Origin of the sequence: Carbonatibacter coralli (genome assembly GCF_039592655.1) — a bacterium.
GTDB lineage: Bacteria > Pseudomonadota > Alphaproteobacteria > Kiloniellales > Kiloniellaceae > Carbonatibacter > Carbonatibacter coralli.
On record NZ_JBBUTJ010000003.1, the window covers coordinates 195,852 to 221,269 of the forward strand.

Sequence of the window (25,418 nt, forward strand, 5' to 3'; positions counted from 1 at the left end):
CAAACCACATATTGCTTCCAGTCCCGGGGACCAGGAGCAACACCGAAATCATGATCCTTCGGCAGGATCACAGGTTTGCGTGTGTTTTGAATGTGCGGGTCTTACCCTTTCAGCAAACGGATTGCAAGCCTTTTTTATCCATCGGGATCTCTCTTTACACTTCCCGGCCGGATCAGCTTCAGGCTGTCGCCTCCATCAGGATTTCCCCGTCCCGGACCAACTGTTCCGGCGTGCTTTTGGGGAACCTGATTGAAAAGACAGTTCCCTGCCCCTCTTCACTCTGGCAATCCACGCTTCCCTTGTGAAGGCGCGCAACCCAGGCAACGACAGAAAGCCCCAGCCCTGTACCATCGATCGTCCGGGTGTTCCCTCCCCTGAAAAATTCCCGGAAAACATTGGGCACATCAGCTTCGGGAATACCGATACCGTAGTCCAGAACCGTAAACTCGCAGTAGGTCTCGTTCTCGAAGAAATCCAGACGCACTTCCTGATCATCATCAGAATATTTCAGTGCATTTTTCAAAAGGTTTGCCAAAGCCAGAACCAGTTCCGTCCGGTAACAGACAATCTCGGTCGCCCTGCTTGCCTCGGCCAGAAAACGAACCCGCTGCAAATCCCGGCTGTCCCTGATATCCAGCCTGACCTTTTCCCAAAGCTCTTCAAGTGTCACAGTCGCCGGAGAGTTTCCGGAATTCGCATTTTCCAGACGTTCCTTTTTCAGCAGGCTGTCCATCAGGTCATGAAGATGGAGCACTCTTTCCCTGATTTGCATCAGCGAAGGCCTGAGATGACGCCCCTGTCTGCTCTCCTCCTGTCCCTGCTCCATCTCGTCGCGCAACTCCATCAACTGGGCAGAGCGGTCAATTGCGGCCAGAGGGTTCCGGATTTCATGGGAGAGTGTCAGCAAAAGCGCTCTCTTTTCCCGCAGGGTTTCCTGTTCCTTCTTCAGCAAGTCCGAGAGCTTTTCCTGCTGACGGCCAAAAATCAGGCCAATCATGGAGAAAGCCAGAAAGCTGATCGCCAGGAAACCCATAATCCAGTTGGCCTTCAACAGGTAGGCTTCATGCTCGGCCAGAGTTCCCGAAAAAATATCCCAGGGCAGAACGACACAGTACACCGCCAGAAAGGCAGACAGCAGGACCATGAAAAGGACAAGCAGAACAACCGTAAAATCAGTACCCCGGGGCAACAGCTTCTGGTTCGCCGGCTGCATAAACTCGTAAACAAGAGCACAGGAAAAGATCAACAGAACAAGATGATCCAGAAAACTGCGATGATAGATTGAGGGCACCCAGAAGGTGAAATAAAGCACGGGGATCATGAAAAGGGCAGGCACGCCAAAGGTCAGCCACGGAGATGTTTTCTTTCTGAAGAAGACCCGCGCAGCCGTCCAGTAGAATGCCGGGGCGAACAGAAGCCCCAGATTTGTGAGGACAACAGAGAAGCTCTCGGGTATCAACTCGTAACGACCAACAATGGCAAAGCATCCCACAGCCAGTGTCGCAAAGCTGGACAGCCACCACACAATAGAGGGTTCATCGGCCTGCCCCCGCAACATCGTCAGGAAGCTGTAGCAGGCATATAGCAGCACAATTCCAAAAACGAGGATAACCGCCGAAACCCCCAAATCCAGCCACAGGTTCAACATCTATTCAAGGGCTCCGGTCCTCACATCAGCAAGCTGGCATCCTGCTATTCAGCAGCTGCCACGTCAAGTATGCCAACAACCTTCGCCGTGCTGGCAAAGGAATAGCCACGCCCGTAAACCTTTTCAACCGGCACATCATTCCCGGACAGGGATTTTACCTTCTTGCGCAATCTGCAAATCACAGAATCCACGCGGCGTTCAATTGCCGGTGTCAGATAGCGAACATCGGCAGCCACCAGATTTTGCCGTTCGATAACCTCGCCGGGCTTGTCCATCAGGCACAGCAGAACCTCCTGTTCCTTTCCTGTCAGACTGACAGAGGCTCCGGCAGGTGTTCGCAATTCGCGTGCTAGGATGTCCAGAACCCAGTCCACCCTTTCCTCCCTGATGCCCTGATGTTCGGCGCTACGGCTCACCAGACGGCGATAGCAGGCTTCAATCACCAGAAGATCGGATCGCTTGCTCAGATAAATGTCTGCGCCGCTGTTGTAACCGGCAACGGCAGTCTGCGTGTCATCCAGAGCCGTCAGGACGACAATCCCGCCTTCATAGCCATCCGAACGAAGATCCCTGACGATATCAAGGCCGTTCTCTTCTCCAAGCAGGACGTCAACAATCAAAACTTCCGGTTGTCGCTCCAGCACAATCCTGCTGAAGTCTGTACCGTTGTCACAGGCAAAAACCTCGACTCCCCGCAAGCGGAAGAAATCATTCAGGTCACGACGCAAACCATGGTCATCCTCCAGAATGGCCACGGCCCCTTTGTTTGCATTCATAGCTACCATTCCTTTTCACCGATATTCCGGTGTCCCCAAAAGAAAACTATGAGCCAGTCTATATTACAAAAACAGGATATTCAAACGACCGATCTGAAAAAAACAAATTAATACAGCATAATACATCACTTTTTTAGCTCAATTTGCTTAAACAAATTGAGAGTGATACTTACTCTCCCGAAAAAGAGCTGGTCGAAATTCTGTTTGCTGCTGTTTCCACCGGGAGGAGAAATCCCTTCAGATTTCCTCAAGTTCAATGGCATCAAGTGCCTTGATCGCCTGCCTCAGACGCGGGGAAATCGAATAGGACTTGGGCAGCTCAAGCTCAACGGTTTCCTGCTGCTCTGTCACCACCGTCACCGAAATACGCCCCTTGCCAGGAACCGCATACTTGTCGAGAATATCCTTGATGGACTGCAATGAGGAAACGGCTCCTGCCGGCGTTGTCTGCGTCAGGGAAATGCTCAAACCAACATCGGTGTTCGAAGCCGCCTCATCAAGATAGGTGATGGCCTGCACCTGAAAACGGGGTTCATCGGCATCCCCCTTCATCTCTCCGGTTACAGTTAGCAAAACCGGCTGCCCACTGTCCAGCAGTTCACGCGATTGCAGCAGGATTTCAGAAAACATCATGGCTTCAAAGCTTGCCGTCGCATCGGAGAACTGCACAAAGGCAAACTTGGACCCCCGTTTGGAGGTCATCTCCCGACGCCCGAGAACAATCGCAGCCACCTTGCCCGAACAGGAGCGCTTCTTTTTTGCCTCCTCGACAATCTTTTCGACAGAGATCGCCTTCAAACGTCGAATGACCTGACCATAGGTGTCAATCGGGTGGGCTGACAGATAAAATCCGACGGCATCAAACTCCTGACGCAACCGGTCCAGATCCGGCCAGTCATTGACCTTTGGCAGGGCCAGTTTCACCATGGACTCCCCGCCACCTCCGCCAAAGAGAGAAACCTGGTCCGAATTGCGTTCCTGAGCTGCGGTCGAAATGTTTCTGACAATGTTCTCCGCGCCCATGAAGATCTGCTGGCGGTTGCCGTTCAACTCGTCAAAGGCACCAGCCTTGGCCAGGTTCTCAACCAGACGCTTGTTCACCGAACGAGGATCAACGCGGGAAACGAAATCAACAAGATCCCGGAAAGGGCCATTGGCTTCACGCTCTTCTGTAATGGTCTTGATCGCAGCCTCACCGACATTCTTCAACCCGGCCAGCGCATAGCGCACACCCTTGATACCTTCCCCGTTCACCTCAACGGTAAATTCGGCAAAGGATTTGTTAATGTCAGGTGGCAAAAGAGGAATCTCAAGCCTTTGAAGTTCCTGACGAAATATATTCAACTTGTCGGTGTTGGCCATATCGTAGGTCATGGTTGCAGCCATGAACTCTTCCGGATAGTTGGCCTTGAGATAGGCGGTATGATAGGCCACCAGCGCATAGGCCGCTGCGTGGGATTTGTTAAAACCATAGCCGGCGAACTTGTTCACCTGATCGAAGATTTCGTTGGATTTCTTCGCATCCACACCATTGGCTGCCGCGCCCTCCTCGAAGATAACGCGCTGCTTGTCCATCTCGGCCTGGATTTTCTTACCCATCGCACGGCGCAACAGATCCGCACCACCCAGCGTATAGCCGGCCAGTGTCTGGGCAATCTGCATCACCTGCTCCTGATAGATGATAATGCCGTAGGTTTCCTTCAGAATTTCCTCGATCAGAGGGTGCATGTAATCCGGAACTTCCTCGCCCTTTTTACGACGCACATAGCTTGGAATATTTTCCATTGGTCCCGGACGATAGAGCGAGACCACCGCAATGATATCCTCGAAACGGTCCGGTTTCATCCGGCGCAGAACATCCCGCATCCCCGTGGATTCAAGCTGGAACACTCCCACGGTCTCACCACGCCCCATCAGTTCGTAGGATGGGACATCATCCAGTGCCACCGTGCTCAGGTCCATCTCGGTGCCGCTGTCCCGGATAAACTTGCAGGCCCGCTCCAGCACTGTCAGCGTCTTCAGCCCCAGAAAGTCAAACTTGACCAGTCCTGCCTGCTCGACAAACTTCATGTTGTATTGCGTCACGGGCATATCGGAACGCGGATCACGATACAGGGGAACAAGCTGATCCAGCGGACGGTCTCCGATCACCACCCCTGCCGCGTGGGTGGAGGCATGGCGGTAGAGACCCTCGATCTTCTGACCGATATCCAGCAGGCTTGCCACGGCTTCATCCTGCCGCGCCGCCTCTCTCAGCCCCACCTCTTCGGCAATCGCCTGATGCAGAGGCGTTGGTTTTGCCGGATTGTTCGGAACCAGTTTGCAAAGGCGATCCACCTGCGGATAGGGCATCTGCAGGACACGCCCCACATCACGCAGGGCCGCACGGGCCTGCAGCTTACCAAAGGTAATAATCTGGGCCACCTTGTCGTGCCCGTACTTTTTCTGAACGTAGTTGATCACCTTTTCCCGGTTGTCCTGGCAGAAGTCGACATCAAAGTCGGGCATGGACACACGCTCGGGATTGAGAAAGCGCTCAAACAGCAACCCCCATCGCAGGGGATCAAGATCGGTGATGGTCAGAACCCAGGCCACAACCGAACCCGCACCGGAACCACGGCCGGGACCGACGGGGATGTCATGCTCCTTGGCCCACTTGATAAAGTCCGCAACGATCAGGAAGTAACCGGGAAAGCCCATCTGAACAATGATACCCAGCTCATATTCCAGACGATCCCAGTAAGCCTTTGCCACTTCCTCGCGTTTGGCCTCGTCCATATCCGGCGTGAAGACATGGGCTTCCAGACGGTTGCGCAGACCGTCCTCCGACTGGGCCCGCAGTTCATCCACCTCGCTTCGCCCGCCCTCACAGTCAAAGGGTGGCAGAATGGGGGCGATCGGCTCGATAAACCAGCTGCAGCGCTGCGCAATCACCAGTGTGTTCTGAATGGCTTCCGGAATATCGGCAAACAGCCGTGTCATGTCCTGTGCGGATTTGAAACTGTGCTCCCGTGTCAGACGACGACGATCGCCCACCGACATGTAGGTGCCTTCCGCGATACAGATCAGGGCATCGTGGGGAACGTGCATCCCCTCGTCCATAAAGAAGGCCTCGTTTGTCGCCACCAGCGGAATGTCATGTTTGTAGGCCAGGTCCAGCAGGCGCTCCTCAATCTCCTGCTCTTCCGGCAGACCGTGGCGCATCAACTCGACATAGAGACGATCCCCGAAGATGTCCTTCAGGCGCAGCAAAAAGCTCTCCGCTTCCCCGTCCTGATTGTTCAGCAGACGCGTTCCCACACCGCCTGCAGGACCGCCAGTCAGGGCGATCAGCCCCTCGCTGTGCTCCGCCAGGGCATCAAGGAGCACATAGGGCGTCTCTCCCGGCTCGGTTTCCATAAAGGCACGGGAAATCAGAACCATCAGATTCTGATAGCCCTTCTCGCTCTGAACCAGCAGGATCAACTGCTCGGCAACCTGCCTGGACTGCCCGGGCAACCCCGCAGTACTGGCCGAGCGCTCCTTTGCAGCGACCATCAACTGTGTGCCCATAACAGGCTGCACACCCTCGCCGGCAGCCGTCGAGGCAAACTCCATCGCGCCAAACATGTTGTTGCTGTCGGTCACAGCAACCGCAGGCATCTTTTGTTCCGCACAGGCCTTGATCAGATCCTTGACCTTGATCGCCCCCTCCGACAGAGAGTAAGCCGTGTGCACGCGCAGATGTACGAAATTGGAATAACCCATGGATGCCTCTTGTTCTTCTCACTCTGTTCTACAAAGAGGTGCGAACGGTGACAAGGCGTTATCGTGTTTCAACGGTCTGCCCTGTTCGTATTTTCTCCTCTTCTAATCCACCTCGATCAACTCGTCCCAACGCGTTGTACAGGCGTGAGAAACCAGTGCGCGGCGCATGCGCCAGGCATCATTGAAGGTCGAACTGCCATAGCGCAGGGTATCCTGCCCAAAGCGGTTGTTGATCTGATCCAGAACCAGCATCAAACCTTCGCGGTTCCGAAGTGTCTCAGAGCGCACCAGTGTGTTTTCCGGAGAAAGCAGGTTGTGCTGGATCGCACTCTGGTCGACCAGTTCATGCAGAAAAACCCCTGTTTTCTGATAGCGCAGCCCCGGCTTGTAAAGCTGTGACAGACAGTGCTGGGCAGCCTGTATCAAGCGGGCTGTGTCACTGGTTGCCTCGGGAAAGCCGACCGAGGCCGCTCTGCGATACTGATCCAGCCCCTCATGCGGACTGGTGCGCAGATAGACAGACAAAACGGAAGCCGCCCGCCTGTCGGCCCGAAGTTTTTCCCCTGCCCGCGTTGCAAAGTTGGCCACCGCAGCCTGCAGGGGTTCCAGCTCAGTGATACGCTTGCCAAAACCGCGGGAGACCCTGATCCCCTTGCGTGGAGGGGCAATCTGCTCCAGCTGCAGGCACGGAAGTCCGTTCAGTTCCCGCACCATACGCTCCATCACCACCCCCAGGCGGGAGCGTATCATCCGCGGGTCTGCCTGCGCCAGATCAAGCGCGGACCAAAGCCCCAGACCTTCAAGCTTCTTGTTCAGGCCAAAGGAGATCCCCCAGACCTCCTGCAGGCTCATGCGATCGAGAATGACACGGGTCTGCTCACAGTCCTCTGCGGCCCGCAAAACGGCCACTCCGTTCAATGCGGGTGTGGTCTTTGCAACCCGGTTGGCGATCTTGGCCAGTGTTTTTGTCGGCCCCAGTCCAACGCACACAGGCAATCCGACATCCCGCGCAACCTTCCCCCTGATTTCTGCTCCCAGAGCACGCGGTCCCGCTCCCGTAAAGGGCAGTTGCCCCAGATCCAGAAAGCTCTCGTCAATCGAATAGGTCTCCACAGAAGGGGTAAAGAGGCGATAGAGATCGTTCACACGGTCGGAAAGATCACCGTACAGGGGATAGTTGGAAGAAAAGACCGACACTCCCAAACGCCGGAAATCAGCCTTCCATTCGTGGTAAAGTGCTCCCATCGGGATATCAAGCGCTTTGGCCTCTGCCGAGCGGGCAATCACGCAACCATCATTGTTGGACAGGACCACCACGGGCCTGCCTTTCAGATCAGGGCGAAACAGGCGCTCGCAGGAAGCGTAAAAGCTGTTCACATCAACCAGCGCAATCCAGCGTTCGGCCCGCTTCCTGTAAGTGCCTTCCTCCCGAAACATGGCCTTACCTCGACAGATCATTGATGACATACGTCACCACGCCCCAGATTTCCAGGGCTGTAGCGTCCGAAATTTCAATCGGATCAAAATTGGAATTCTCCGGCATCAGGCGAATTTCCTCGGCCAGCGAAGCGCCGCGCTCCTCTCCCCCATCCGGGTCAAAGGCATCCGAGGCAAGACCGTCCAGATCGACGCCCTTTCGCAAAGCTGTCCTGATATCGCCCTGCGGCCATTGCGGCTGCCTGAGGCAAGGCTTGCGCCACAGGCGCTTGACCGTAAACTGCCCGTCCACAACCGCGACCACAACATGACCGTGACGGGCTTCGACAGAACGGTCCACCACAAGCAGACCGCCGGGCATAATGCCCGCTCCCATCATCGATTCGCCTGAAGCACGCAGCAAAAAGGTCGCATGAGGATGCGCAACCAGATGCTGATTCAAATCCAGACGGGTTTCCAGATAGTCATCCGACGGAGACGGGAAACCCGCCGGAACAGAACCTTCTGACACCACCAGCAAGCTTGACATCAGATTATTCCTCTTCTCTCCCAATGGCCTTGGAAGGCCGCAACGCACAACGGGAACAAAATAGGAACATTTGTTAAATAGTGCAACTTGAATATTCGACTTGTCGATAGGGAGAAACAAAAAAGAGCCCGGAAATCCGGACTCTCTCAAAGGGATCAGAAAAGGAATGATGCATCCGGATTACCCGAACTTCCAGTCTTCTAGCCCTCAACCACTTTGCCACCCTCGAAATGCAAAACGCGGTCCATACGTCTGGCAAGGGTGTGATCGTGTGTGGCAATAAAGGCAGACAGACCTTCTGTGCGGACCAGTTTCATCAGCAGATCAAACACCCGTTCCGAGGTTTCCGGATCAAGGTTTCCTGTCGGTTCATCCGCCAGCAACACAGCCGGATCATTTGCAAGGGCCCGCGCAATGGCAGTCCGCTGCTGCTCTCCCCCGGAAAGCTCTGCAGGGCGATGGCTTCCACGCTCGGCCAGACCAACAAGGTCCAGCAGATAGTCTGCACGCTCCCCCGCAACCTTGCGGCTTTTCCCGTTGATCATCTGGGGCAGGATCACATTTTCCCGTGCGGAAAACTCCGGCAGAAGATGGTGATACTGATAGACAAACCCGATCCCCGTTCTGCGCAGGGCCGTGCGATGGGCATCCCCTTTTCCGGACACAGCAACACCCTTGACCAGGATTTCCCCGGCATCAGGCTGTTCCAGCAGACCGGCGATCTGCAGGAGTGTCGACTTGCCTGCACCGGAAGGACCGATCAGAGCAACGGCCTGACCGCTCTCAAGTGACAGGTTGACCTTGTCCAGAACGTGAAGGGTTCTCTTGCCCTGCTGATAGGTCTTGACGACATCCACCAGCTCAAGCCCGGCAACAGCAGCCTTTCCTTTCTCTGCAATCCTATTCATAGCGCAGGGCCTCCACCGGATCGAGACGTGCAGCACGCAGTGCCGGGAAAATGGGTGCAATGAACGAGAAAAAGAGTGACATGCCAACAACCTGCACCACCTCGGCCGGATCAACCTCGGCAGGCAGCTGGGACAGGAAATAGATTTCCGCGTTAAAAAGCTCGGTGCCCGTCAACCCCTGCAGGAACTGGCGGATTGTCTCGATGTTCTCGGCAAAGGCCAGACCCAGCCCGAAACCGACCAGCGTGCCGATCACCCCGATGGATGCACCGGACAGGAAGAAAATCCGCAGGATCATCCCGCTGGTTGCTCCCATGGTTCGCAGGATGGCGATATCACGCCCCTTGTCCTTCACCAGCATGATCTGGCCGGACACAATGTTGAAAACCGCCACCAGAATAATCAGCGACAGGATCAGGAACATGACATTGCGCTCAACCTGGATGGCATTGAAGAAGCTCGCATTGCTCTGCTGCCAGTCCAGCGTACGAATGGCAGGCCCGAATTCCTTTGAAACGGCACGGCGCACCGGATAGGTCAGATCAGCATCGCTGAGGAACACCTCGACGGTGTTCACGCGTTCCGGCAGACGGAAGAATTTCTGCGCAGCACTCAGCGGGATATAAATGAAGCTGCTGTCATACTCGTGCATCCCGACATCAAAGGTTGCAACGACGGTAAAGGTTTTCAAACGGGGAACGGAACCAAAGGCCGTGACATTGCTTTGCGGGGACACCAGACGAATGGTATCGCCCACCTGGACACGCAGGCTCTGGGCAAGGCGGTAACCGATCACAGCCGCATCATCGCCTTCGAAATTCACAAGGCTTCCCTGATCGATCTTGTCGGCAATAACGGCACGGCTGCGCAGGTCTTCCGGAGACATTCCCCGCACGAGACCACCATTGGCCTTGCCGGATGCTGTCACCATCACCTGCCCCTGCACCTGTGGCGTTGCAGAAACAACTCCGGGTATGGCTGCAACACGCGCGCGAATATCCTCATAGCTGGTCAGTTCGCCCGCCACACCGTAAACCGCGAGGTGCCCGTTCACTCCCAGAATACGGGACAGCAGCTCCTGCCTGAAACCGTTCATGACAGCCATAACGATGATCAGGGTTGCCACACCAAGGGCAATCCCGACCAGCGAAAACCCGGCAATCACGGAAATAAAGCCTTCCTTGCGTCGGGACCTCAGATAGCGTCCCGCAACCATGCGCTCAAATGCACCAAAAATCATGCCATTTCAGCCTTTTGCCTTCTGAAAATCAGCGAATGTAAAGTTCAGTTTCTTCTTGTGCAGCAGAAACAAGGCAAAAGAAAGGGGAAAGGTGAAGAGAGACAAAAGAGTCCGGCTCCCGTCATCCCTTTCCCTGACAGATCAATCATAACGCAGTTCGGTTGCCTTTCCCCGAAAGATCACAAAGGACAGGATGGAATAGCCCAGAATAACCGGCAGGACAAAAAGCGCTCCGACCAGAATGATCAGCAGACTCTCCGGTGAGGAGGCCGCTTCGTAGATCGTCATTTTCTCCGGCACGACATAGGGATAGAAAGAATAGGCAAGCCCGGTAAAGGACAGCACAAAAAGCATCACAGCTCCTGCAAAGGGTGCCCACGACCAGCTGTCCGTGGAAGACGGCAAACGCTTCAGAGCCAGCCAGAGAATGGCAATAATCGCAACAGACATCAGTGGCAAAGGCGCCAGAAGCAGGGCTTCGGGGAAGGAAAACCATTTGTCGAATATTCGCGGAGAAGCCAGAGGTGTTGCCAGAGAGATTGCCCCGAAACCGAGCACCATGCCCCAGAGCCCCCGACCAGCCCACTCAACAGCCTGTCTTTGCAGGGCTCCGTCTGTTTTCAGGATCAGCCAGGTTGCCCCGATGAAGCTGTAAGCCACAGCCAGTGTTCCCGCTGTCAGCATGGCAAACAGAACCGTTTCAAGTGTGAACTCCAGCCCCATGATGTAAAGCCCCAGCATGAACCCCTGGGACAGGGAAGCCATCAGGCTCCCTGCAAAAAAGGCCTTGTCCCACCGTGCCTTGAGATGATGCGGCGCCTTTGCACGAAATTCAAAGGCAACTCCCCTCAAAATCAGACCGATCAGCAAAACAGCTACCGGAAGATACAAGGCCGTCAGAATGGTCCCATGCGCTGCCGGAAAGGCAACAAGCAAGAGCCCAACCGCCAGAACCAGCCAGGTTTCATTCGCATCCCAGAAGGGACCGATCGAAGCCACCATGCGATCCCTGTCCGCTTCCGGCACCAGGGGACTTAAAAGCCCCACTCCCAGATCAAAGCCATCCAGAGCAACGTAAATCAGGATCGAAATACCGAGCAGAACAGCGAAGATCAGCGGCAGGGAAACCGTTGGTTCAACACCGAACAGATCCGTCAGGAAAATCAGGGCTTCAGTCATTGAACTTCTCCTGCTGCTCTTGGCGCTGTCTCGATAACGGATCGTGGAGTTGTGTCTTCGGGAACATCACCCGTCGCAGCCTTGCGGGCCAGATAAAAGACCACGGAAATATAGGCCGTCAGCAAAAGGGCATAGATCACCAGATAGGCCAGCAAGGTCGAAAGGACCAGCCCTCCGGAAACAGACCCGACAGCATCGGCTGTGCTGAGCACACCATCAACAAGCCAGGGCTGGCGTCCTATTTCGGTTGTGTACCAGCCTGCCAGCGTTGCAACCCAGCCGGAAAAGGTCATGCCCACAAGCCCGTAGAGCCACGGCTTTGACAGGCCCTCTTCAACAGAACGACGACGATACAGCAGCCACAGAGCACCCCAACTGACAATCAGCATGGCCAGACCGGTCCCGACCATGACACGGAAACTCCAGAAAACAGGTGCAACGGGCGGATGCAGGACTGTGCCGTCCTCTGCGACAAAGTCATCAAGCCCCGGAATGATCCCTTCAGCAGAATGCTTCAGGATCAGGGAAGCCCCGTTTGGAATACCGAGCTCCAGATGGTTCGTTCTCTCCGCCTCATCCGGCACTGCAAAAAGAAGCAATGGCTTGTTCGGGCCAGTTTGCCAGTTCCCTTCCATCGCAGCAACTTTCCGGGGCTGGTGCTCCAGAGTGTTCAGGCCGTGCATGTCACCCGCAACGATCTGGACCGGTATCAACAGGGCTGCCAGCACCAGTCCGGTTCTCAAGGCGGCTCTGACATCCTCCGAGCGGTCCCTTAACAACAGGCGGAAAGCGGAAATCCCGGCCAGAAGAAAAGCCACTGTCAGGCCGGAGGCCAGAAGCTTGTGGGACAGACGATAGGGCATGGAAGGATTAAAGATGATTGCCAGCCAGTCTGTTGCGTGGGCAACACCATCGCGCATTTCAAACCCGACAGGCGTGTGCATCCAGCTGTTCAAAACCAGTATCCAGAAAGCCGACATGGTCGTCCCGAAGGCCACAAGCACTGTCGCCCAGGTGTGAAGCCAGCCCGGCACCCTGGAAAAGCCGAACAGCATGATCCCGAGGAAAACAGCCTCCAGAAAGAAAGCTGTGAGAACCTCATATGCCAGAAGTGGTCCGGCGATGTTTCCGACCGTTTCCATAAAACCGGGCCAGTTGGTCCCGAACTGAAACGACATCGTGATACCGGAGACAACTCCCATCGCAAAGGACAGGGCAAAGATTTTCACCCAGAAACGATAAGCTGCCATCCATTTTTCATGACCTGTTGCGTTGAAGCGCAGCTTGAAAAACAGCAGCACCCAACCCAGAGCAATGGTGATGGTCGGGAAAAGAATGTGAAAGGATATATTCGCGCCAAACTGAATGCGCGACAGCAAAAGTGCGTCCATGGTTCCGTCCTGACTTGTGAACCTTTTTCTCAGACTTATATAAAACGGATATGGGTATTTTACCCTGCGACAGGCAGCCCCTGCGACAAAAAGTTGACTTCAGGGGTCAGACATTCCGGTTTTATCCCTGGGCAGAGAAGAAACCACCAACCAGCTGATGTCTTTGACACAGACATGAAAAGGCAGTGTCATCTGACAAGGCGACTTGTTTTGAACAGGAAACAGATATGAGCAAAATGGTGCATTCCATGATCCGCGTCCTTGACGATCAGGCTTCAATTGACTGGTACAGAAAGGCTTTTGGACTGGAGGTTGCGGAACAGCTTGATTTTGAAAGCTTTCGCCTCACCTACCTCTCCAACAGTGAAACAGGGTTCGAACTGGAACTGACACTCAACAAGGGGCGTACGGAACCCTATGATCTCGGAGAAGGCTACGGACATCTGGCGCTGGTGGTCGGGAATGTCGACGCACATCACACGGACATGGTCAAAAAAGGTCTGGATGTCGGTAAAATCATCGACTTTGCACCCGACGGAGAACTGGTTGGACGCTTCTTCTTTGCAACCGATCCCGACGGTTACAAAATTGAAGTCATTCAGCGCGGTGGCCGGTTCCAGTAAGGGCAAAGGACTCCACAACAGATACAAAAACAGAGGCTCTCTGGCCTCTGTTTTTGATCGCGTGTAACTGTCAGGAAAGCCTAGAGCAGATCAAGCTCATCCAGCACAGCTTCCAGCTGAGCGGCGACAGTAAAGCGATGCGCCCTGATCCCGATCCTTTCGGCAGCTTCACAGTTGACAGCCGTGTCATCAATAAAAAGACACTCCGAGGCAGCAAGGCCATTTCGCTGAAGCAGCAGTTCAAAAATTTCTGCGTCCGGCTTGACCATAAACTCCCGTGCTGAAACGAGAACATCTTCCATTTTGGAAAGAACCGGTGCCGTTTCCAGCATGGTATCGAAAGCCATCAGGGGTGCATTGCTCAGGCCGAAAACCCGAACGCCCCGGGCCAGCAGGCGTTGTACCAGCTCTGCCGATCCATCGACCGGCTCCTGCAACGTTTTTGCGATATTGCCTGCATAGGCCTGGAAGATTTCCAGATGCTCCGGCCGGTTCTGTTCTGCCCAGGCCAGTCCTTCTTCCCAGCTGCGCCCCCGGTCCTGCTCGTGGTTCCAGACGAAGAAGCCAATCTCCTGCAAGGCCCGCATCATGGCACCCCTGTCCTCAAACAGGTCCGTCATGGCCTGATAGGGATCCCATTTGACCAGAACATTGCCGATATCAAAAATAACGTTTTGGATGCCAGACATGATGACTCTTTTGAAAGTTCTACCTGAACAAAGTTGTGACACTCAAAAGAGAGCATGAAAAGAACTGTTTCACCCGTTACAGAATATTTCACATTTGCGGGGCTGTTCGTTTTTCTCAGGGCAAGGAGAGCTTGGCCATACGCCCCCCGTCGACCGTAAGCACCTGCCCCGTAATAAAGCCGCTCTCTTCTGCGGACAGGAAGGCAACCAGAGCTGCAACCTCTTCCGGCTTGCCCGTACGTCCAACAGGGTGGATACGCCCGATGTCCCTTCTGAACGCGTCCGGATCAGGCATGGCTTCGATAAAATCCATATTGAGTTCCGTATCAATCCAGCCCGGAGCCACTGCGTTACAGCGAATGCCCTCATGGCTGTGATCAATCGCAACCGCCCGGGTCAAACCATGCAAACCCGCCTTGGAGGCACAGTAAGCCGCGTGGTTCGGATTGGCCCCCAGTCCTTCGATAGACCCGGTATTGACAATGGAACCACCCCGAACACGCAAGGCAGGCAGAGCTGCTCTGATCATCAGGAAAGGTGCGGTCAGGTTGACTGTCAGATTGCGTTGCCAGTCTTCAACAGACATGTCTTCAATAGCAACTTCCTGCATCATGCCCGCGTTGTTAACCAGAACATCAAGACGACCGGCCTTTTCCAGAACAGTATCGACAACCTGCTGTGGAACAGAAGGGTCCGTGAAATCAGCCGGAATGGCTTCGAAAAGGTCATCTTCACCACGCTGTGCAGTAAAGACACGGGCGCCCTCGTTTTCAAGACGGCTGGCAATCGCCTGACCAATACCGCTGCGCCCGCCTGTCACGAGCGCAACCTTTCCCTCAAAGCGTTTCATGATACCGGTTTTCCTCCGTTGACCTCCAGAAGCGTACCACAAACATAGCGCGCTTCATCAGAAGCAAGGAACAGCACCACATCGGCAATGTCCGCAGGCTCTGCAATGCGCCCCAGCGGAACAGTCCGACCCAGTTCGGCAACCGCAGAATCAGGATCGAACCCCCGCCTGGCAAAGCCTGAGCGCAACATCGGTGTGTTGACCTCGTTCGGACAGACAGCATTGATCCGGATCCCCTGGTGGGCATGATCCATTCCCATGCATTGCGTCAGGGAGGCTATGGCCGCCTTTGTCATGCAATACAGGGCATGATTGGGACCGGGACGCAGCCCCCAGCAGGATGCCGTGTTGACAATGGCTCCGCCACCCGTCTTCTCCATGATCGGAATGGCGGCCCGGCAGATGCGAAAGGGAGCTTCCACATTGACACCGACAGACAGCGACCAGTCCTCATCCGACGTTTCTGTCACTGCTCCCCTTGTGATCACACCTGCATTGTTGATGACAATGTCCAGTCCTCCCAAGGCTTTTGCAGCCTCCCCGGGCAGCCTGTCCGCATAGGCATGATCCAGCAGGTCACCCGGCAGCAGGGCATCGGCCTCAAGTCCCCCGGTCTCCCGATCTGCAACAGCAACCCTTGCACCTTCCGCCCGGAAGCGGGTCAACATCTCTGCACCAATGCCTCCCGCTGCTCCGGTAATCAGAACCTTCTTTCCTTCAAAACGCATTTGAATTCTCCCTTTTAGAACGAGGCAAGCGGGCCGCCAAAGAGGCTTTCGTCAGGAATGATCCCGAGGCCCGGTCCTGTGGGGCGTCTGATATGTCCACCCTCGATGGAAATGCCATTCTGGCTGTCATAGTTGCCTTCGATATAGGGCGCCGCAAGCCAGACCCCTTCAAGAAGCTGTGGACGCACCGTTGAACCGATCTGTGTGCAGGCCGCAGCAATAATGTCCCCTCCCCAGGAATCATCACAGGTGTGTGGCAGGTTGCGCGCTTCGCAAATGTCACGGAATGCCATCATCTGTTGCAATCCGCCAATACGCGTCAGCTTCATGCCAAAACCATCCACCAAGCCTGTTCCCGCTGCAGAGATCACGGTGTTCAAATCCACAGAGTTTTCGTCCATGTAAATCCCGTGAGAGACCTGTCCCCGAATTTTTTTCAGGTCTTCAATGGTGTTGCAGGGCTGTTCCATAATAAATGGCACATGGGGACATTCACGGCTGACACGCAGGGCATCGCGCGTTGTCCAGCCCCGGTTGCCATCAACCGCCAGACGCATACCGGAGCCTTTAACAACCTCCCAAACCTTCAGGATGGTTTCGATATCCAGTTCCACCGGACGTCCCCCCACCTTGATCTGGAGGCGCGGATAACCTTCATCCATTTTCTCCCTCGCCAGACGGGCAATATCATCCGGTGCTCCGACCCCGGTTGCATAATAGGACGGAACACGGTCAGTCACAGCCCCACCCAGCAGATCGGCAACATTCACACCCAGAGCCTTGCCGATGGCATCATGCGTTGCAATATCCACAGCGGCCTTGGCGTAGTTGTGTCCGTTAAGCAGACTGTTCATCTTGCGACGCATGGCGAGTGGCTGCATTTCCGCACCGACAAGCCCCGGCGCCATTTCCAGCAGGGCAGCCCGTGCACCACCAGCATGCGCTTCGGCATAGGTCGGCCCGACCGGACAGGTTTCACCCCAGCCAACAACACCGCTGTCAGACACGATTTTGACCAGGGTCGTGTCCAGAGCCCAGACCTCGGCATTCGCCATGGTATAGGGGCCATTCCTGACCGGCAGATCATGTTGATAGATATGGATTTCCTTGATGCGCATCTGCGCCTCCACTTTTCCCTGTTGAGTATAAGAATTCAGTGTATGCCTTCACGGGCCAGCAGCGCCCGGGCTGCCTCCAGTGCTGCTGCTGTCGAGGTCTGTACACCCCGCAAGCGAGCCACATCCGTCAGCCCTTCGTGCAAGAGAAAAAGCCTGTCAGCCAAAGCCCCGACCTCACAATCAGGCGCAACGGTTTCAAGGCGCCTGACAAAGACATTCCTCAGGCGTTCCTTGTGTGCTTCCACAGCTTTGCGAATGGCCTCACTCTCCGGGTAGGTCGACAGGGCGTTCATGAAAAGACAGCCTGTATTTCCGACCTGCTCCAGCCAGTCTCCCAACCGCACCAGCGGATAGAGCAGATGATCCACCCCGTTTTCCGGGCCTTCCTCAATCCAGTCCCAATAAAGCCCTTCCCGGTATTCCAGCGCACCAATGATCATGGCTTCGCGGGACGGATAGTACTTGTAGAGCGTCCGCAGGGAGACATCTGCCTCTGCCCGCAGGGCTTCCACCCCCTGGGTCGCAAAGCCTGTCCCGATAAAAAGATAATATAGCTTTTTCGCAATCTGCTGTTTTGTGTCTGTCATAACCAACAGGGTAGAATGATCACTCTACCCCGACTGTTCAAAAAACGGCCCTGGCATTCTCAGGGGAGACAAAATGTATTTTTTATGTATACATAAACAGGAAGTCTCATCAAAAAGAGACACCCCGGTTCCGCACTGCCCAGTGGGCAGAAAGAAAAAAGGCAGAGGTCAAAAACCTCTGCCTTTTATGCTTTGCAGGATACCGGACTTACTTTGTCGGGTCCGGTACATAGCGCAGGTATGGCTTCAACTCACGCCAGCCTTCCGGATATTTCTTCGCAGCTTCCTCGTTGGAAACGGCCGGAACAATGATCACATCCTCACCGGATTTCCAGTTCACAGGTGTCGCAACCTGGTGTTCCGCAGTCATCTGGCAGCTTTCGAGAACCCGCATCACTTCATCAAAATTCCGGCCTGTGCTCATCGGATAGGTCATCATCATTTTGATTTTCTTGTCCGGGCCAATCATGAAGACCGAGCGCACTGTGGCGTTGGTCATGGCTGTGCGCCCTTCTGATGTCCCCTCTTCGGAAGCAGGCAGCATGTTGTAGAGCTTGGAAACCTCAAGGTTCGGATCACCGATCATCGGATAGGTCACCTTGTTGCCCTGTGTTTCCTCGATGTCACCAACCCAGCCCTCGTGGCTTTCTACCGGATCAACAGACAGGCCGATGATCTTGCAGTTGCGCGCGGCAAACTGCTTTTCCAGTCCCGCCATGTAACCCAGTTCAGTGGTGCAGACAGGTGTAAAGTTCTTGGGGTGAGAAAAGAGGATAGCCCAGCCGTCCCCAATCCAGTCGTGGAAGGAAATCTTTCCCTCTGTTGTATCCGCCGTAAAATCCGGAGCAACATCATTGATTCTCAAAGACACAGCCATTCTCCTTTTCATGAATTCAGAACAAGATCTGGGTATCCGCACAGGCTACCACAAGTGCTACAGATCTTTTTATTTCAAAGTGACGAAAGCCATAGGACAAATTGATAAAGCATTCAAAAACATAAATGAATAGATATTTTCGGATGCGACCTCCTCCCCGGGCAACAAAAAAGCCGGAGCACTCAAGCTCCGGCTTCATCCTGTCGCTTTTCCGGCAAACAAACGGGAGGCTAACCAACCAGTTTTGCCAGTGCATCTTCGATAGACAACTCGACCTTCTCACCGGAGGCACGGTTCTTCAGTTCAACCACACCGTTCTTCAGCCCGCGTGGACCGACAACCAGCTGCCATGGCAGACCAATGAGGTCCATGTCGGCGAACTTGGCACCCGCACCACCGTCACGATCATCATACAGCACCTCAACACCGGCGCTCTGCAGCTTGCCATAGAGATCATCGCAGGCTTTTGTGCAGTCCTCGTCCTGCGTGCGCAGGTTGATCAGACCAACCTTGTAAGGCGCAACCGCTTCCGGCCAGATAATGCCGTTCTCGTCGTGAGAAGCCTCGATGATTGCACCCAGCAGACGGGAGACACCGATACCGTAGGATCCCATGTAGACAGGAACCTGTGCACCTTCGGAGTTGGACACAACAGCGTTCATCGGCTCGGAGTACTTTGTACCGAAGTGGAAGATGTGCCCGACCTCGATCCCGCGACGTTTCATCTGCTTGTCTGCCGGAACAGCATTCCAGCCGTCCTCGTCAAACATCTCGTCTGTCGTTGCGTATTCATTTGTCCAGTCATCAACGATGGACTGCAGATCACCGTTGTAATCCACATCCGCACCCGGAACAGGCTTGCTCAGATAGTCTTCGTGACAGAAGACCTCACTCTCGCCAGTGTCGGCCAGAATGATGAACTCGTGGGACAGCTTGCCGCCAATCGGTCCTGTATCCGCCGCCATCGGGATCGCACGCAGGCCCATGCGGGTGAAGGTCCGCAGATAGGACACAAACACGCGGTTGTAGGTTGCCTGGGACGCATCGTAGTCAATGTCAAAGGAGTAACCGTCCTTCATCAGGAACTCGCGACCACGCATCACACCGAAACGCGGGCGAACCTCGTCACGGAACTTCCACTGGATCTGATAGAGGTTCTTGGGCAGGTCCTTGAAGCTCTTGACCGAGCCACGGAAGATATCGGTGATCAGCTCCTCGTTTGTGGGACCATAGAGCATGTCGCGATCATGACGGTCGGTGATACGCAACATTTCCCGACCGTAGTCATCATAACGACCGGACTCGCGCCACAGGTCGGCAGACTGGATTGTCGGCATCAGAACGTTCTGGGCACCCGCGCGCTCCTGCTCTTCATGAACGATGTTTTCGATTTTCCGCAGAACGCGAAGACCCAGTGGCAGCCAGGAATAGATTCCGGCGCTGGCCTGACGGATCATTCCTGCACGCAGCATAAAGCGGTGAGAAACAATCTGGGCCTCCTTGGGGTTTTCCTTCAGGGTGGGCATAAAGTATTGGGAAAGACGCATCGTTCAGTCCTGATGAGCTTTGTAAGACAATCTGTTGCCTTCCTCTATAGGCAAAGAGCGGGACTTTGTCCATCGCCCCTGTACTGCGCACAAAAGAAAAGCCCGACACCGTTATGGCACCGGGCTTTTCCCTGTTCTTTTATCCGGAGATCAAATGAAGAAAATGAAGCTGATCAGAATAAAGATCGGGATCAGAATACCGCCGGACCAGATCATGTAGCCAAAGAAGCTCGGCATTTTCACACCGCCCTCTTCCGCGATGGAACGCACCATAAAGTTCGGCGCATTACCAATGTAGGTGTTGGCCCCCATGAAAACCGCACCGGCAGAGATTGCCAGCAGGGTCTGGGACAGATCCCCCATCAGCATTTCCGGATTGCCGCCCGCCGTATTGAAGAACACCAGATAGGTCGGCGCGTTGTCCAGGAAACTGGAGAGAATACCCGTGGCCCAGAAGTACATGAGATTGATCGGCTCACCCGTTTCCGTGCTGACCGAACTGACAACAGCTCCCAGCGCTCCGTCTGTTCCGGCCTTGAGTATGGCAATCGCCGGAATAATTGTTGCGAAGATACCGATGAAGAGCTTGCCCACCTCCAGAATGGGGAACCAGTTAAAGCCATTGTTTTTACGGCTTTCATCGTTGGTCAGACGCAGAGAAAGCCAGGCCAGCGCCAGAAGGATCACATCGCGCACAATATTCTGAAGCTCGGCATGCACGTGGAAGATTTCAAAGGAAACGCCCGGCTTCCAGAAACCGGAGAGCAGAACCCCGCCAATCACACCACAGAGCAGCAGAAGGTTGAAGCTTCCTTCCAGTCCGAGTTTTTCATCTGTTTGCTCCAGCTTGCCCTGCGCAACCATCTCTTTTGTATGCTGATCAATACCGAACTTTCCGCCCTCTTTTCTGTAAAGCCAGCTGTCGACAACATAGAACAGGACCAGCAGGATGACAGACACCAGAACCATCGGTACAAAAAGATGCGTGGTTGGCCAGAAGAAAGAAACCCCTTTCAGGAAACCAAGGAAGAGCGGAGGATCACCCAGTGGAGACAGGGAACCCCCGATGTTCGCCACGAGGAAGATAAAGAAGACAATCACATGCACCTTGTGACGTCGCACCTCGATGGCTCTCAGCAGCGGACGGATCAGCAGCATCGCCGCCCCGGTCGTGCCCATGAAGCTGGCAATCACTGTTCCAATCAAAAGGATTCCTGTATTGAGCTGTGGCGTTCCCACCAGCGATCCCGTCACACGAATACCACCCGCAACGGTAAAGAGACTGTAAAGCAGGATAATAAAGGGGATATACTCGCCAATGAGAGTATGCAGGGCCTCGTAAAGAGCCAGTTCCCATCCGAAGAGCAGGGTAAAGGGCACAAAGAACATCAAAGCCCAGAAAGCAGAAATCTTTCCGAAATTGTCATGCCAGAAATGTGGCGCAATAAGAGGAAAGATCGCAATGGACAGCAACATCCCCGCAAAGGGGATAACCCAGATCAGCCCAAGTTCGGAACCCTCAAGATGAGGCGCACCTGCCCCCGCCGCCATTGCAGGACCTGCAACAAACGCGAAGACAAGAGCCATCAGAACTTTGGAGAAACATGGAAAGGAAATTCTATTCCCGCTCAACGGACTGCCAGAAAGAGAGGGTCTCCGGCAGAAAGCCCCAAGTCGAAAAGCCATTGAAACACCAGCCTTATTTTATTGTCACGCTTTCCATGTATTCCATATTTGTGACAGAATGATTTCACGAAAAAGCGCTCTGGATCTTTACCTTTCTTTAACGGGGAACTGCAAGAAACACAAGCCAGCCTTGTCGAAAACTCATGACGAACGCAGGCTTCCCTTTTGGAAATATCGTACAAAAACCCCGAAACTCTTTGTAATATCGTGTTTTTTTATTAGGCGTTGATATCTTCGTGATCGGGAATTTAAATTAAAAAGCTCATTGTTTTGAAATAAAGTAACCCACCTGATGACAGCCGAACCCTTTGAACGAGATCATTCCGGAGCAGAACAGGCATCCCAACCCGGGGAGCAGCCAGCCGGACAGTCTCATAACGAGCAGGAGACGGGCAGGACCAATGACAGAATTCCACCTGCGCGTTCATGGCGTATTGTCATCTGGCTGTCCCTTCTGGCTCTCTATGGTTTTGCAACCTGGTCCCTGATCCAGTGGGTCAAGCTGGACTCTGTCCAGCAAACCCGGCAAAGCGCGCAGCATCGACTGGTTTTCTATCAGGATGCCCTCCTGAACACCCTGAACAAATACACCTATCTGCCCTATATCCTCTCGCGAAACGAGGATGTGATTTCCCTGCTCGAAGACATTCGCCGTGGGGAAACCAGACTGGACCATCCGGAAAACACCTCTCCCGATTCAATCTTCTCCCTTTTGCCGGAACGCTCCATTGCAGTCAGTTCCCTGCTGAACGACACCAACAGAAAGGCAAAGAGCAGCGCGCTTTATGTCATGTCACCCAACGGTACAACTCTTGCCTCTTCCAACTGGCAAACGGACCGGAGCTTTGTTGGTCACAACTACTCCTACAGACCCTTTTTCAAGGATGCGATGAAAGGGCGGGAAGGACAGTTCTTTGCCGTCGGTGCCGTTTCAAAGACACCGGGCTTTTACTTTTCCCACCCTGTTTATGAAAAGGAGCAAGCCGACAGTTCCTCGCGCCCCTATATTCTTGGCGTTACAGTTGTCAAAGTTGACATTTCCTCCCTGCAGGATTTCCTGCAACAGGGCGAGGAAACCGTCTTTATGACAGATGCCTATGGCGTCATTTTCCTCTCCAGCAATCCCGATTGGCTCTACAAAACACTGACTCCCCTGCATGATGAACAAAAGAACCTGATCCGCTCGTTCCGGCAGTATGGTCAGGCAGCGCTGTCTCCCCTGCCGGTTACAACAAAACGCTATCTGGACAGGACAACCCTCTATCAGATCGACAAGTCCTCTTTCCTGCTGGACAGCAGACCGATCGGTTCAAAAGGCTGGGTCCTTCACTATGCCTCCCCCGTCAAACCCATCGATGCATCAACGGCCAGAACAGGTCTTTTCGCCGTTTTGATCCTGATCGCCATTCTCAGTCTTCTGTTCTTTGTCCGGGCCCGCCGCTTCAAACGGGCTTCCCTGATCGCCAGACAGGAAACGGAACAGGTGCGCAGGATCAATCAAAGGCTTGAAAGGGAGATCGAGGAGCGAAAGCGGACAGAGGAAGAACTTCGCAACACCCAGGAAGGACTTGTCCAGACCGGAAAGCTTGCCGCTCTCGGACAGATGTCAGCAGCCATTGCGCACGAAATCAACCAGCCCCTTGCTGCAATCCGGAACTATGCTGCCTCTGTAGAGCTGTTACTCAGAAAAGACCGTGTCGAGACCGCCCTTCAGTCTGTTTCGGAAATCAGGCATCTGACACAGCGGATGGGGTCCATCACCGGTCAGTTGAAAACCTTTGCAAGAAAAGCCCCGTCACATTTCGGTCCGGTGGATCTGCACATCCCCCTGGATCGTGCCCTTTCCCTGATCAGTCCCTATGCCCGCAACAATGACACCCAGTTGATTGTCATGATGGATACGGGGTCAACCCTCAGCGAACCCGTCACCGTTCTGGGGGATGAAGTCCGGCTGGAACAGGTTTTTATCAACGTTATCAGGAATGCGATCGACGCCCTTCAGGAAAAGACGGACAGAAAGGTGTGGGTCAATCTGAAACTGAAGGATCCGGAACAGGTCCAGATCACCATTCGCGACAACGGCCCCGGCCTGAGCAACGAGGCGAGACAAAATCTTTTTGACCCCTTTTTTACAACAAAGCCTGTTGGCGAAGGTGTCGGCCTCGGCCTTTCGATCAGTTACGGTATTGTCAAGGATCTCAGGGGCGATATCCTAGCCGAAAACCACAGCAGCGGCGGTGCTGTCTTCAGAATCGTCCTTCCCCTGCACTCTCCAGAAGAACAACACGACCAAAATGTCTGATCACTCCGATACGCCCTCTCCCCGTTCCCCTGTTGTCATCCTGATTGATGATGAACAGTCCCTGCGGGATTCAACCCGCCAGTGGCTGGAACTTTCCGACTACACTGTCGAAGCCTTTTCCTCGGCCGATCACTTTTTGAAAAGCTGGCCCGTCTCCGAGCTCAGACAGGCCTACGTCACCCTTGTATCCGATGTGAAAATGCCGGGAACATCCGGCCTGCAGCTCCTCGAACAACTTCAGGAAATGGACGAGGACCTCCCGGTTATTCTCATGACCGGGCACGGCGATGTCCCCATGGCAGTCAATGCCCTTAAACAGGGAGCCTACGACTTTATTGAAAAGCCCTTCGAACCGGAGCGTCTGCTGGAACAGATTTCACGCGCACTGGAAAAGCGTCTTCTGGTCCTCAGCAACCGTACTCTGCGAAGGACCCTCGCAGCCGCTGAAGGTCTGGATGCCCGTCTGATCGGCCAGAGTGTTCCCATGCGTTTCCTCAAGGAAGAAATCATGGACATTGCTCCGACAATGGCCCCCGTGCTTCTTCAGGGAGAAACAGGATCAGGCAAGGAGGTCGTCGCCCAAAGCCTGCACGCCCACTCCCGACACGCTGATGGTCCCTTTGTCGCCCTGAACTGTGCGGCCATTCCCGAGCAAATGCTGGAAAGTGAACTCTTCGGGCACGAAAAGGGCGCCTTTACCGGAGCGCACAGCAAACGCATCGGCAAGCTGGAAGCCGTAAACGAAGGCACCCTGTTTCTTGATGAGCTTTCCTCCATGCCTCTGGACAGCCAGGCCAAGCTCTTGCGCGTTCTGGAAGAACGACAGGTGACACCACTGGGCAGCAACAAGGCCCGTACCCTGAACTTCCGACTGGTCGCGGCCATACAGGAAGACCCGCAGGATGCCCTTTCAAGCGGGCGCTTGCGCAAGGACCTCTACTACAGGGTTTCCACCGTCTTCCTTCCAATCGTCCCCCTGCGCGAACGGGGAGACGACGCCATTCTGCTCTTCAGACATTTCCTCGGTCTGGCCAGCGAAACCTTCGGGCGCCCCTTGCCGGAACAGATTTCGTCAGGCACTCTCCAACAGTTGCGGGACTACGACTGGCCGGGCAATGTCCGGGAGCTGAGGAACTTTTCTGAACGCTACCTCCTGTCCTCACGTCCCGAAGAACAGCGCTCCGATATCCTCTTCGGCAAAAAACTGCCGATCGAACAGGACACATCGAGCTCCCTGCAGGAGCAGGTTCAGTTTTTTGAAAGACGGACGATCGAAGATTCCCTGATCAGACACAAAGGCAATATTTCAGCCGTCATGGAAGAGCTGGCTGTTCCCCGAAGGACGCTCAATGAAAAAATGCAGCGCTACGACCTGAAACGGGACAGCTTTTTAAAGGACGAGCACACAGGATAGATCGGCGGATTTCCGCTTATTCACTCTCGTCCTGTCGGCATAAATCCGCTCAAAGCCTTCTTTCGCATCCCGCTAAACCACTCATAAAAAACACTTTTCCTTTTGGCCCGTTCCTTGCTCTATAGGAATGATCCCTGTCCCG

At 54.4% G+C, this 25,418-nt stretch carries 20 protein-coding genes; 3 read left to right on the forward strand and 17 right to left on the reverse strand.

Annotation, left to right across the window (positions count from 1 at the left end; all coding sequences use genetic code 11):
• Positions 1-178: 178 nt before the first annotated feature.
• The 9 genes from AAAH10_RS09325 to AAAH10_RS09365 form a co-directional block, all read right to left on the reverse strand.
• The gene (locus tag AAAH10_RS09325) at positions 179-1,648 is read right to left on the reverse strand and encodes a sensor histidine kinase (RefSeq protein WP_343562815.1); all 1,470 of its coding nucleotides are present in this window, start codon (positions 1,646-1,648) and stop codon (positions 179-181) included.
• Between the two features lie 44 nt (positions 1,649-1,692).
• Positions 1,693-2,424 carry a response regulator transcription factor gene (locus AAAH10_RS09330; protein ID WP_343562817.1) on the reverse strand — a complete coding sequence of 244 codons (732 nt, stop codon included), beginning with the start codon at positions 2,422-2,424 and terminating at the stop codon, positions 1,693-1,695.
• A 237-nt stretch (positions 2,425-2,661) separates the two neighbouring features.
• Complete coding sequence (gene dnaE, locus AAAH10_RS09335; RefSeq protein ID WP_343562819.1) at positions 2,662-6,171, reverse strand: DNA polymerase III subunit alpha; 3,510 nt, start codon at positions 6,169-6,171, stop codon at positions 2,662-2,664.
• A 102-nt stretch (positions 6,172-6,273) separates the two neighbouring features.
• Complete coding sequence (locus tag AAAH10_RS09340) at positions 6,274-7,608, reverse strand: Y-family DNA polymerase (protein ID WP_343562821.1); 1,335 nt, start codon at positions 7,606-7,608, stop codon at positions 6,274-6,276.
• Positions 7,609-7,612: 4 nt separating this feature from the next.
• On the reverse strand, positions 7,613-8,137 hold the full coding sequence (locus tag AAAH10_RS09345) for a LexA family protein (RefSeq protein ID WP_343562823.1): 525 nt from the start codon (positions 8,135-8,137) through the stop codon (positions 7,613-7,615).
• A 200-nt stretch (positions 8,138-8,337) separates the two neighbouring features.
• Positions 8,338-9,045 (reverse strand): ABC transporter ATP-binding protein, encoded by a 708-nt coding sequence (locus AAAH10_RS09350; RefSeq protein ID WP_343562825.1) that lies wholly within the window; start codon positions 9,043-9,045, stop codon positions 8,338-8,340.
• On the reverse strand, positions 9,038-10,285 hold the full coding sequence (locus AAAH10_RS09355; RefSeq protein ID WP_343562827.1) for a lipoprotein-releasing ABC transporter permease subunit: 1,248 nt from the start codon (positions 10,283-10,285) through the stop codon (positions 9,038-9,040). The genes AAAH10_RS09350 and AAAH10_RS09355 overlap by 8 nt, the downstream gene beginning before the upstream one ends.
• Before the next feature lie 141 nt (positions 10,286-10,426).
• Positions 10,427-11,464, reverse strand: coding sequence for a cytochrome d ubiquinol oxidase subunit II (locus AAAH10_RS09360; RefSeq protein ID WP_343562829.1), 1,038 nt, complete (start codon positions 11,462-11,464; stop codon positions 10,427-10,429).
• On the reverse strand, positions 11,461-12,855 hold the full coding sequence (locus AAAH10_RS09365; RefSeq protein ID WP_343562830.1) for a cytochrome ubiquinol oxidase subunit I: 1,395 nt from the start codon (positions 12,853-12,855) through the stop codon (positions 11,461-11,463). Before AAAH10_RS09365 ends, AAAH10_RS09360 begins: the two co-directional genes overlap by 4 nt.
• 227 nt (positions 12,856-13,082) lie before the next feature.
• On the opposite strand from AAAH10_RS09365, the gene AAAH10_RS09370 reads away from it, so the two are divergent.
• Complete coding sequence (locus AAAH10_RS09370; protein ID WP_343562832.1) at positions 13,083-13,478, forward strand: VOC family protein; 396 nt, start codon at positions 13,083-13,085, stop codon at positions 13,476-13,478.
• Between the two features lie 80 nt (positions 13,479-13,558).
• Here the strand turns inward: AAAH10_RS09370 and AAAH10_RS09375 are convergent, their stop codons facing one another.
• The 8 genes from AAAH10_RS09375 to AAAH10_RS09410 all read right to left on the reverse strand — a co-directional run bounded on the left by AAAH10_RS09375 (position 13,559) and on the right by AAAH10_RS09410 (position 21,461).
• Positions 13,559-14,167: an HAD family hydrolase gene (locus AAAH10_RS09375; protein ID WP_343562834.1), complete on the reverse strand. Its 609-nt coding sequence runs from the start codon at positions 14,165-14,167 to the stop codon at positions 13,559-13,561.
• Between the two features lie 115 nt (positions 14,168-14,282).
• Positions 14,283-15,017, reverse strand: coding sequence for an SDR family NAD(P)-dependent oxidoreductase (locus AAAH10_RS09380; RefSeq protein WP_343562836.1), 735 nt, complete (start codon positions 15,015-15,017; stop codon positions 14,283-14,285).
• Complete coding sequence (locus AAAH10_RS09385; protein ID WP_343562838.1) at positions 15,014-15,745, reverse strand: SDR family NAD(P)-dependent oxidoreductase; 732 nt, start codon at positions 15,743-15,745, stop codon at positions 15,014-15,016. The genes AAAH10_RS09380 and AAAH10_RS09385 overlap by 4 nt, the downstream gene beginning before the upstream one ends.
• Positions 15,746-15,759: 14 nt before the next feature.
• Positions 15,760-16,863, reverse strand: a complete 1,104-nt coding sequence (locus AAAH10_RS09390) for a mandelate racemase/muconate lactonizing enzyme family protein (protein WP_343562840.1) — start codon at positions 16,861-16,863, stop codon at positions 15,760-15,762.
• A 35-nt stretch (positions 16,864-16,898) separates the two neighbouring features.
• Positions 16,899-17,450 carry a TetR/AcrR family transcriptional regulator gene (locus AAAH10_RS09395; RefSeq protein ID WP_343562842.1) on the reverse strand — a complete coding sequence of 184 codons (552 nt, stop codon included), beginning with the start codon at positions 17,448-17,450 and terminating at the stop codon, positions 16,899-16,901.
• Between the two features lie 208 nt (positions 17,451-17,658).
• A complete protein-coding gene (locus AAAH10_RS09400; protein ID WP_343562844.1) occupies positions 17,659-18,321 on the reverse strand; it encodes a peroxiredoxin in 663 nt (220 codons plus the stop codon).
• A gap of 236 nt (positions 18,322-18,557) precedes the next feature.
• Positions 18,558-19,874, reverse strand: a complete 1,317-nt coding sequence (gene proS, locus AAAH10_RS09405) for a proline--tRNA ligase (protein ID WP_343562846.1) — start codon at positions 19,872-19,874, stop codon at positions 18,558-18,560.
• Between the two features lie 150 nt (positions 19,875-20,024).
• Positions 20,025-21,461, reverse strand: coding sequence for a sodium:proton antiporter (locus AAAH10_RS09410; protein ID WP_343562848.1), 1,437 nt, complete (start codon positions 21,459-21,461; stop codon positions 20,025-20,027).
• A 391-nt stretch (positions 21,462-21,852) separates the two neighbouring features.
• Here AAAH10_RS09410 and AAAH10_RS09415 point away from each other — a divergent pair, with 391 nt between their 5' ends.
• The gene (locus AAAH10_RS09415; protein WP_343562850.1) at positions 21,853-23,862 is read left to right on the forward strand and encodes a sensor histidine kinase; all 2,010 of its coding nucleotides are present in this window, start codon (positions 21,853-21,855) and stop codon (positions 23,860-23,862) included.
• A complete protein-coding gene (locus tag AAAH10_RS09420) occupies positions 23,855-25,276 on the forward strand; it encodes a sigma-54-dependent transcriptional regulator (RefSeq protein ID WP_343562852.1) in 1,422 nt (473 codons plus the stop codon). Before AAAH10_RS09415 ends, AAAH10_RS09420 begins: the two co-directional genes overlap by 8 nt.
• Positions 25,277-25,418: the final 142 nt, after the last annotated feature.

Bases quoted from the DNA above. Each gene is read 5' to 3' on its own strand.
- AAAH10_RS09360 (WP_343562829.1), bottom strand. From the start codon at position 11,464: ATGACTGAAGCCCTGATTTTCCTGACGGATCTGTTCGGTGTTGAACCA.
- AAAH10_RS09340 (WP_343562821.1), bottom strand. From the start codon at position 7,608: ATGTTTCGGGAGGAAGGCACTTACAGGAAGCGGGCCGAACGCTGGATT.
- AAAH10_RS09370 (WP_343562832.1), top strand. From the start codon at position 13,083: ATGAGCAAAATGGTGCATTCCATGATCCGCGTCCTTGACGATCAGGCT.
- AAAH10_RS09410 (WP_343562848.1), bottom strand. From the start codon at position 21,461: ATGGCTCTTGTCTTCGCGTTTGTTGCAGGTCCTGCAATGGCGGCGGGG.
- dnaE (WP_343562819.1), bottom strand. From the start codon at position 6,171: ATGGGTTATTCCAATTTCGTACATCTGCGCGTGCACACGGCTTACTCT.
- AAAH10_RS09420 (WP_343562852.1), top strand. From the start codon at position 23,855: ATGTCTGATCACTCCGATACGCCCTCTCCCCGTTCCCCTGTTGTCATC.
- AAAH10_RS09380 (WP_343562836.1), bottom strand. From the start codon at position 15,017: ATGAAACGCTTTGAGGGAAAGGTTGCGCTCGTGACAGGCGGGCGCAGC.
- AAAH10_RS09355 (WP_343562827.1), bottom strand. From the start codon at position 10,285: ATGATTTTTGGTGCATTTGAGCGCATGGTTGCGGGACGCTATCTGAGG.
- AAAH10_RS09350 (WP_343562825.1), bottom strand. From the start codon at position 9,045: ATGAATAGGATTGCAGAGAAAGGAAAGGCTGCTGTTGCCGGGCTTGAG.
- AAAH10_RS09365 (WP_343562830.1), bottom strand. From the start codon at position 12,855: ATGGACGCACTTTTGCTGTCGCGCATTCAGTTTGGCGCGAATATATCC.
- AAAH10_RS09325 (WP_343562815.1), bottom strand. From the start codon at position 1,648: ATGTTGAACCTGTGGCTGGATTTGGGGGTTTCGGCGGTTATCCTCGTT.
- AAAH10_RS09395 (WP_343562842.1), bottom strand. From the start codon at position 17,450: ATGACAGACACAAAACAGCAGATTGCGAAAAAGCTATATTATCTTTTT.
- AAAH10_RS09390 (WP_343562840.1), bottom strand. From the start codon at position 16,863: ATGCGCATCAAGGAAATCCATATCTATCAACATGATCTGCCGGTCAGG.
- AAAH10_RS09345 (WP_343562823.1), bottom strand. From the start codon at position 8,137: ATGTCAAGCTTGCTGGTGGTGTCAGAAGGTTCTGTTCCGGCGGGTTTC.
- AAAH10_RS09330 (WP_343562817.1), bottom strand. From the start codon at position 2,424: ATGAATGCAAACAAAGGGGCCGTGGCCATTCTGGAGGATGACCATGGT.
- AAAH10_RS09415 (WP_343562850.1), top strand. From the start codon at position 21,853: ATGACAGCCGAACCCTTTGAACGAGATCATTCCGGAGCAGAACAGGCA.
- proS (WP_343562846.1), bottom strand. From the start codon at position 19,874: ATGCGTCTTTCCCAATACTTTATGCCCACCCTGAAGGAAAACCCCAAG.
- AAAH10_RS09385 (WP_343562838.1), bottom strand. From the start codon at position 15,745: ATGCGTTTTGAAGGAAAGAAGGTTCTGATTACCGGAGCAGCGGGAGGC.
- AAAH10_RS09375 (WP_343562834.1), bottom strand. From the start codon at position 14,167: ATGTCTGGCATCCAAAACGTTATTTTTGATATCGGCAATGTTCTGGTC.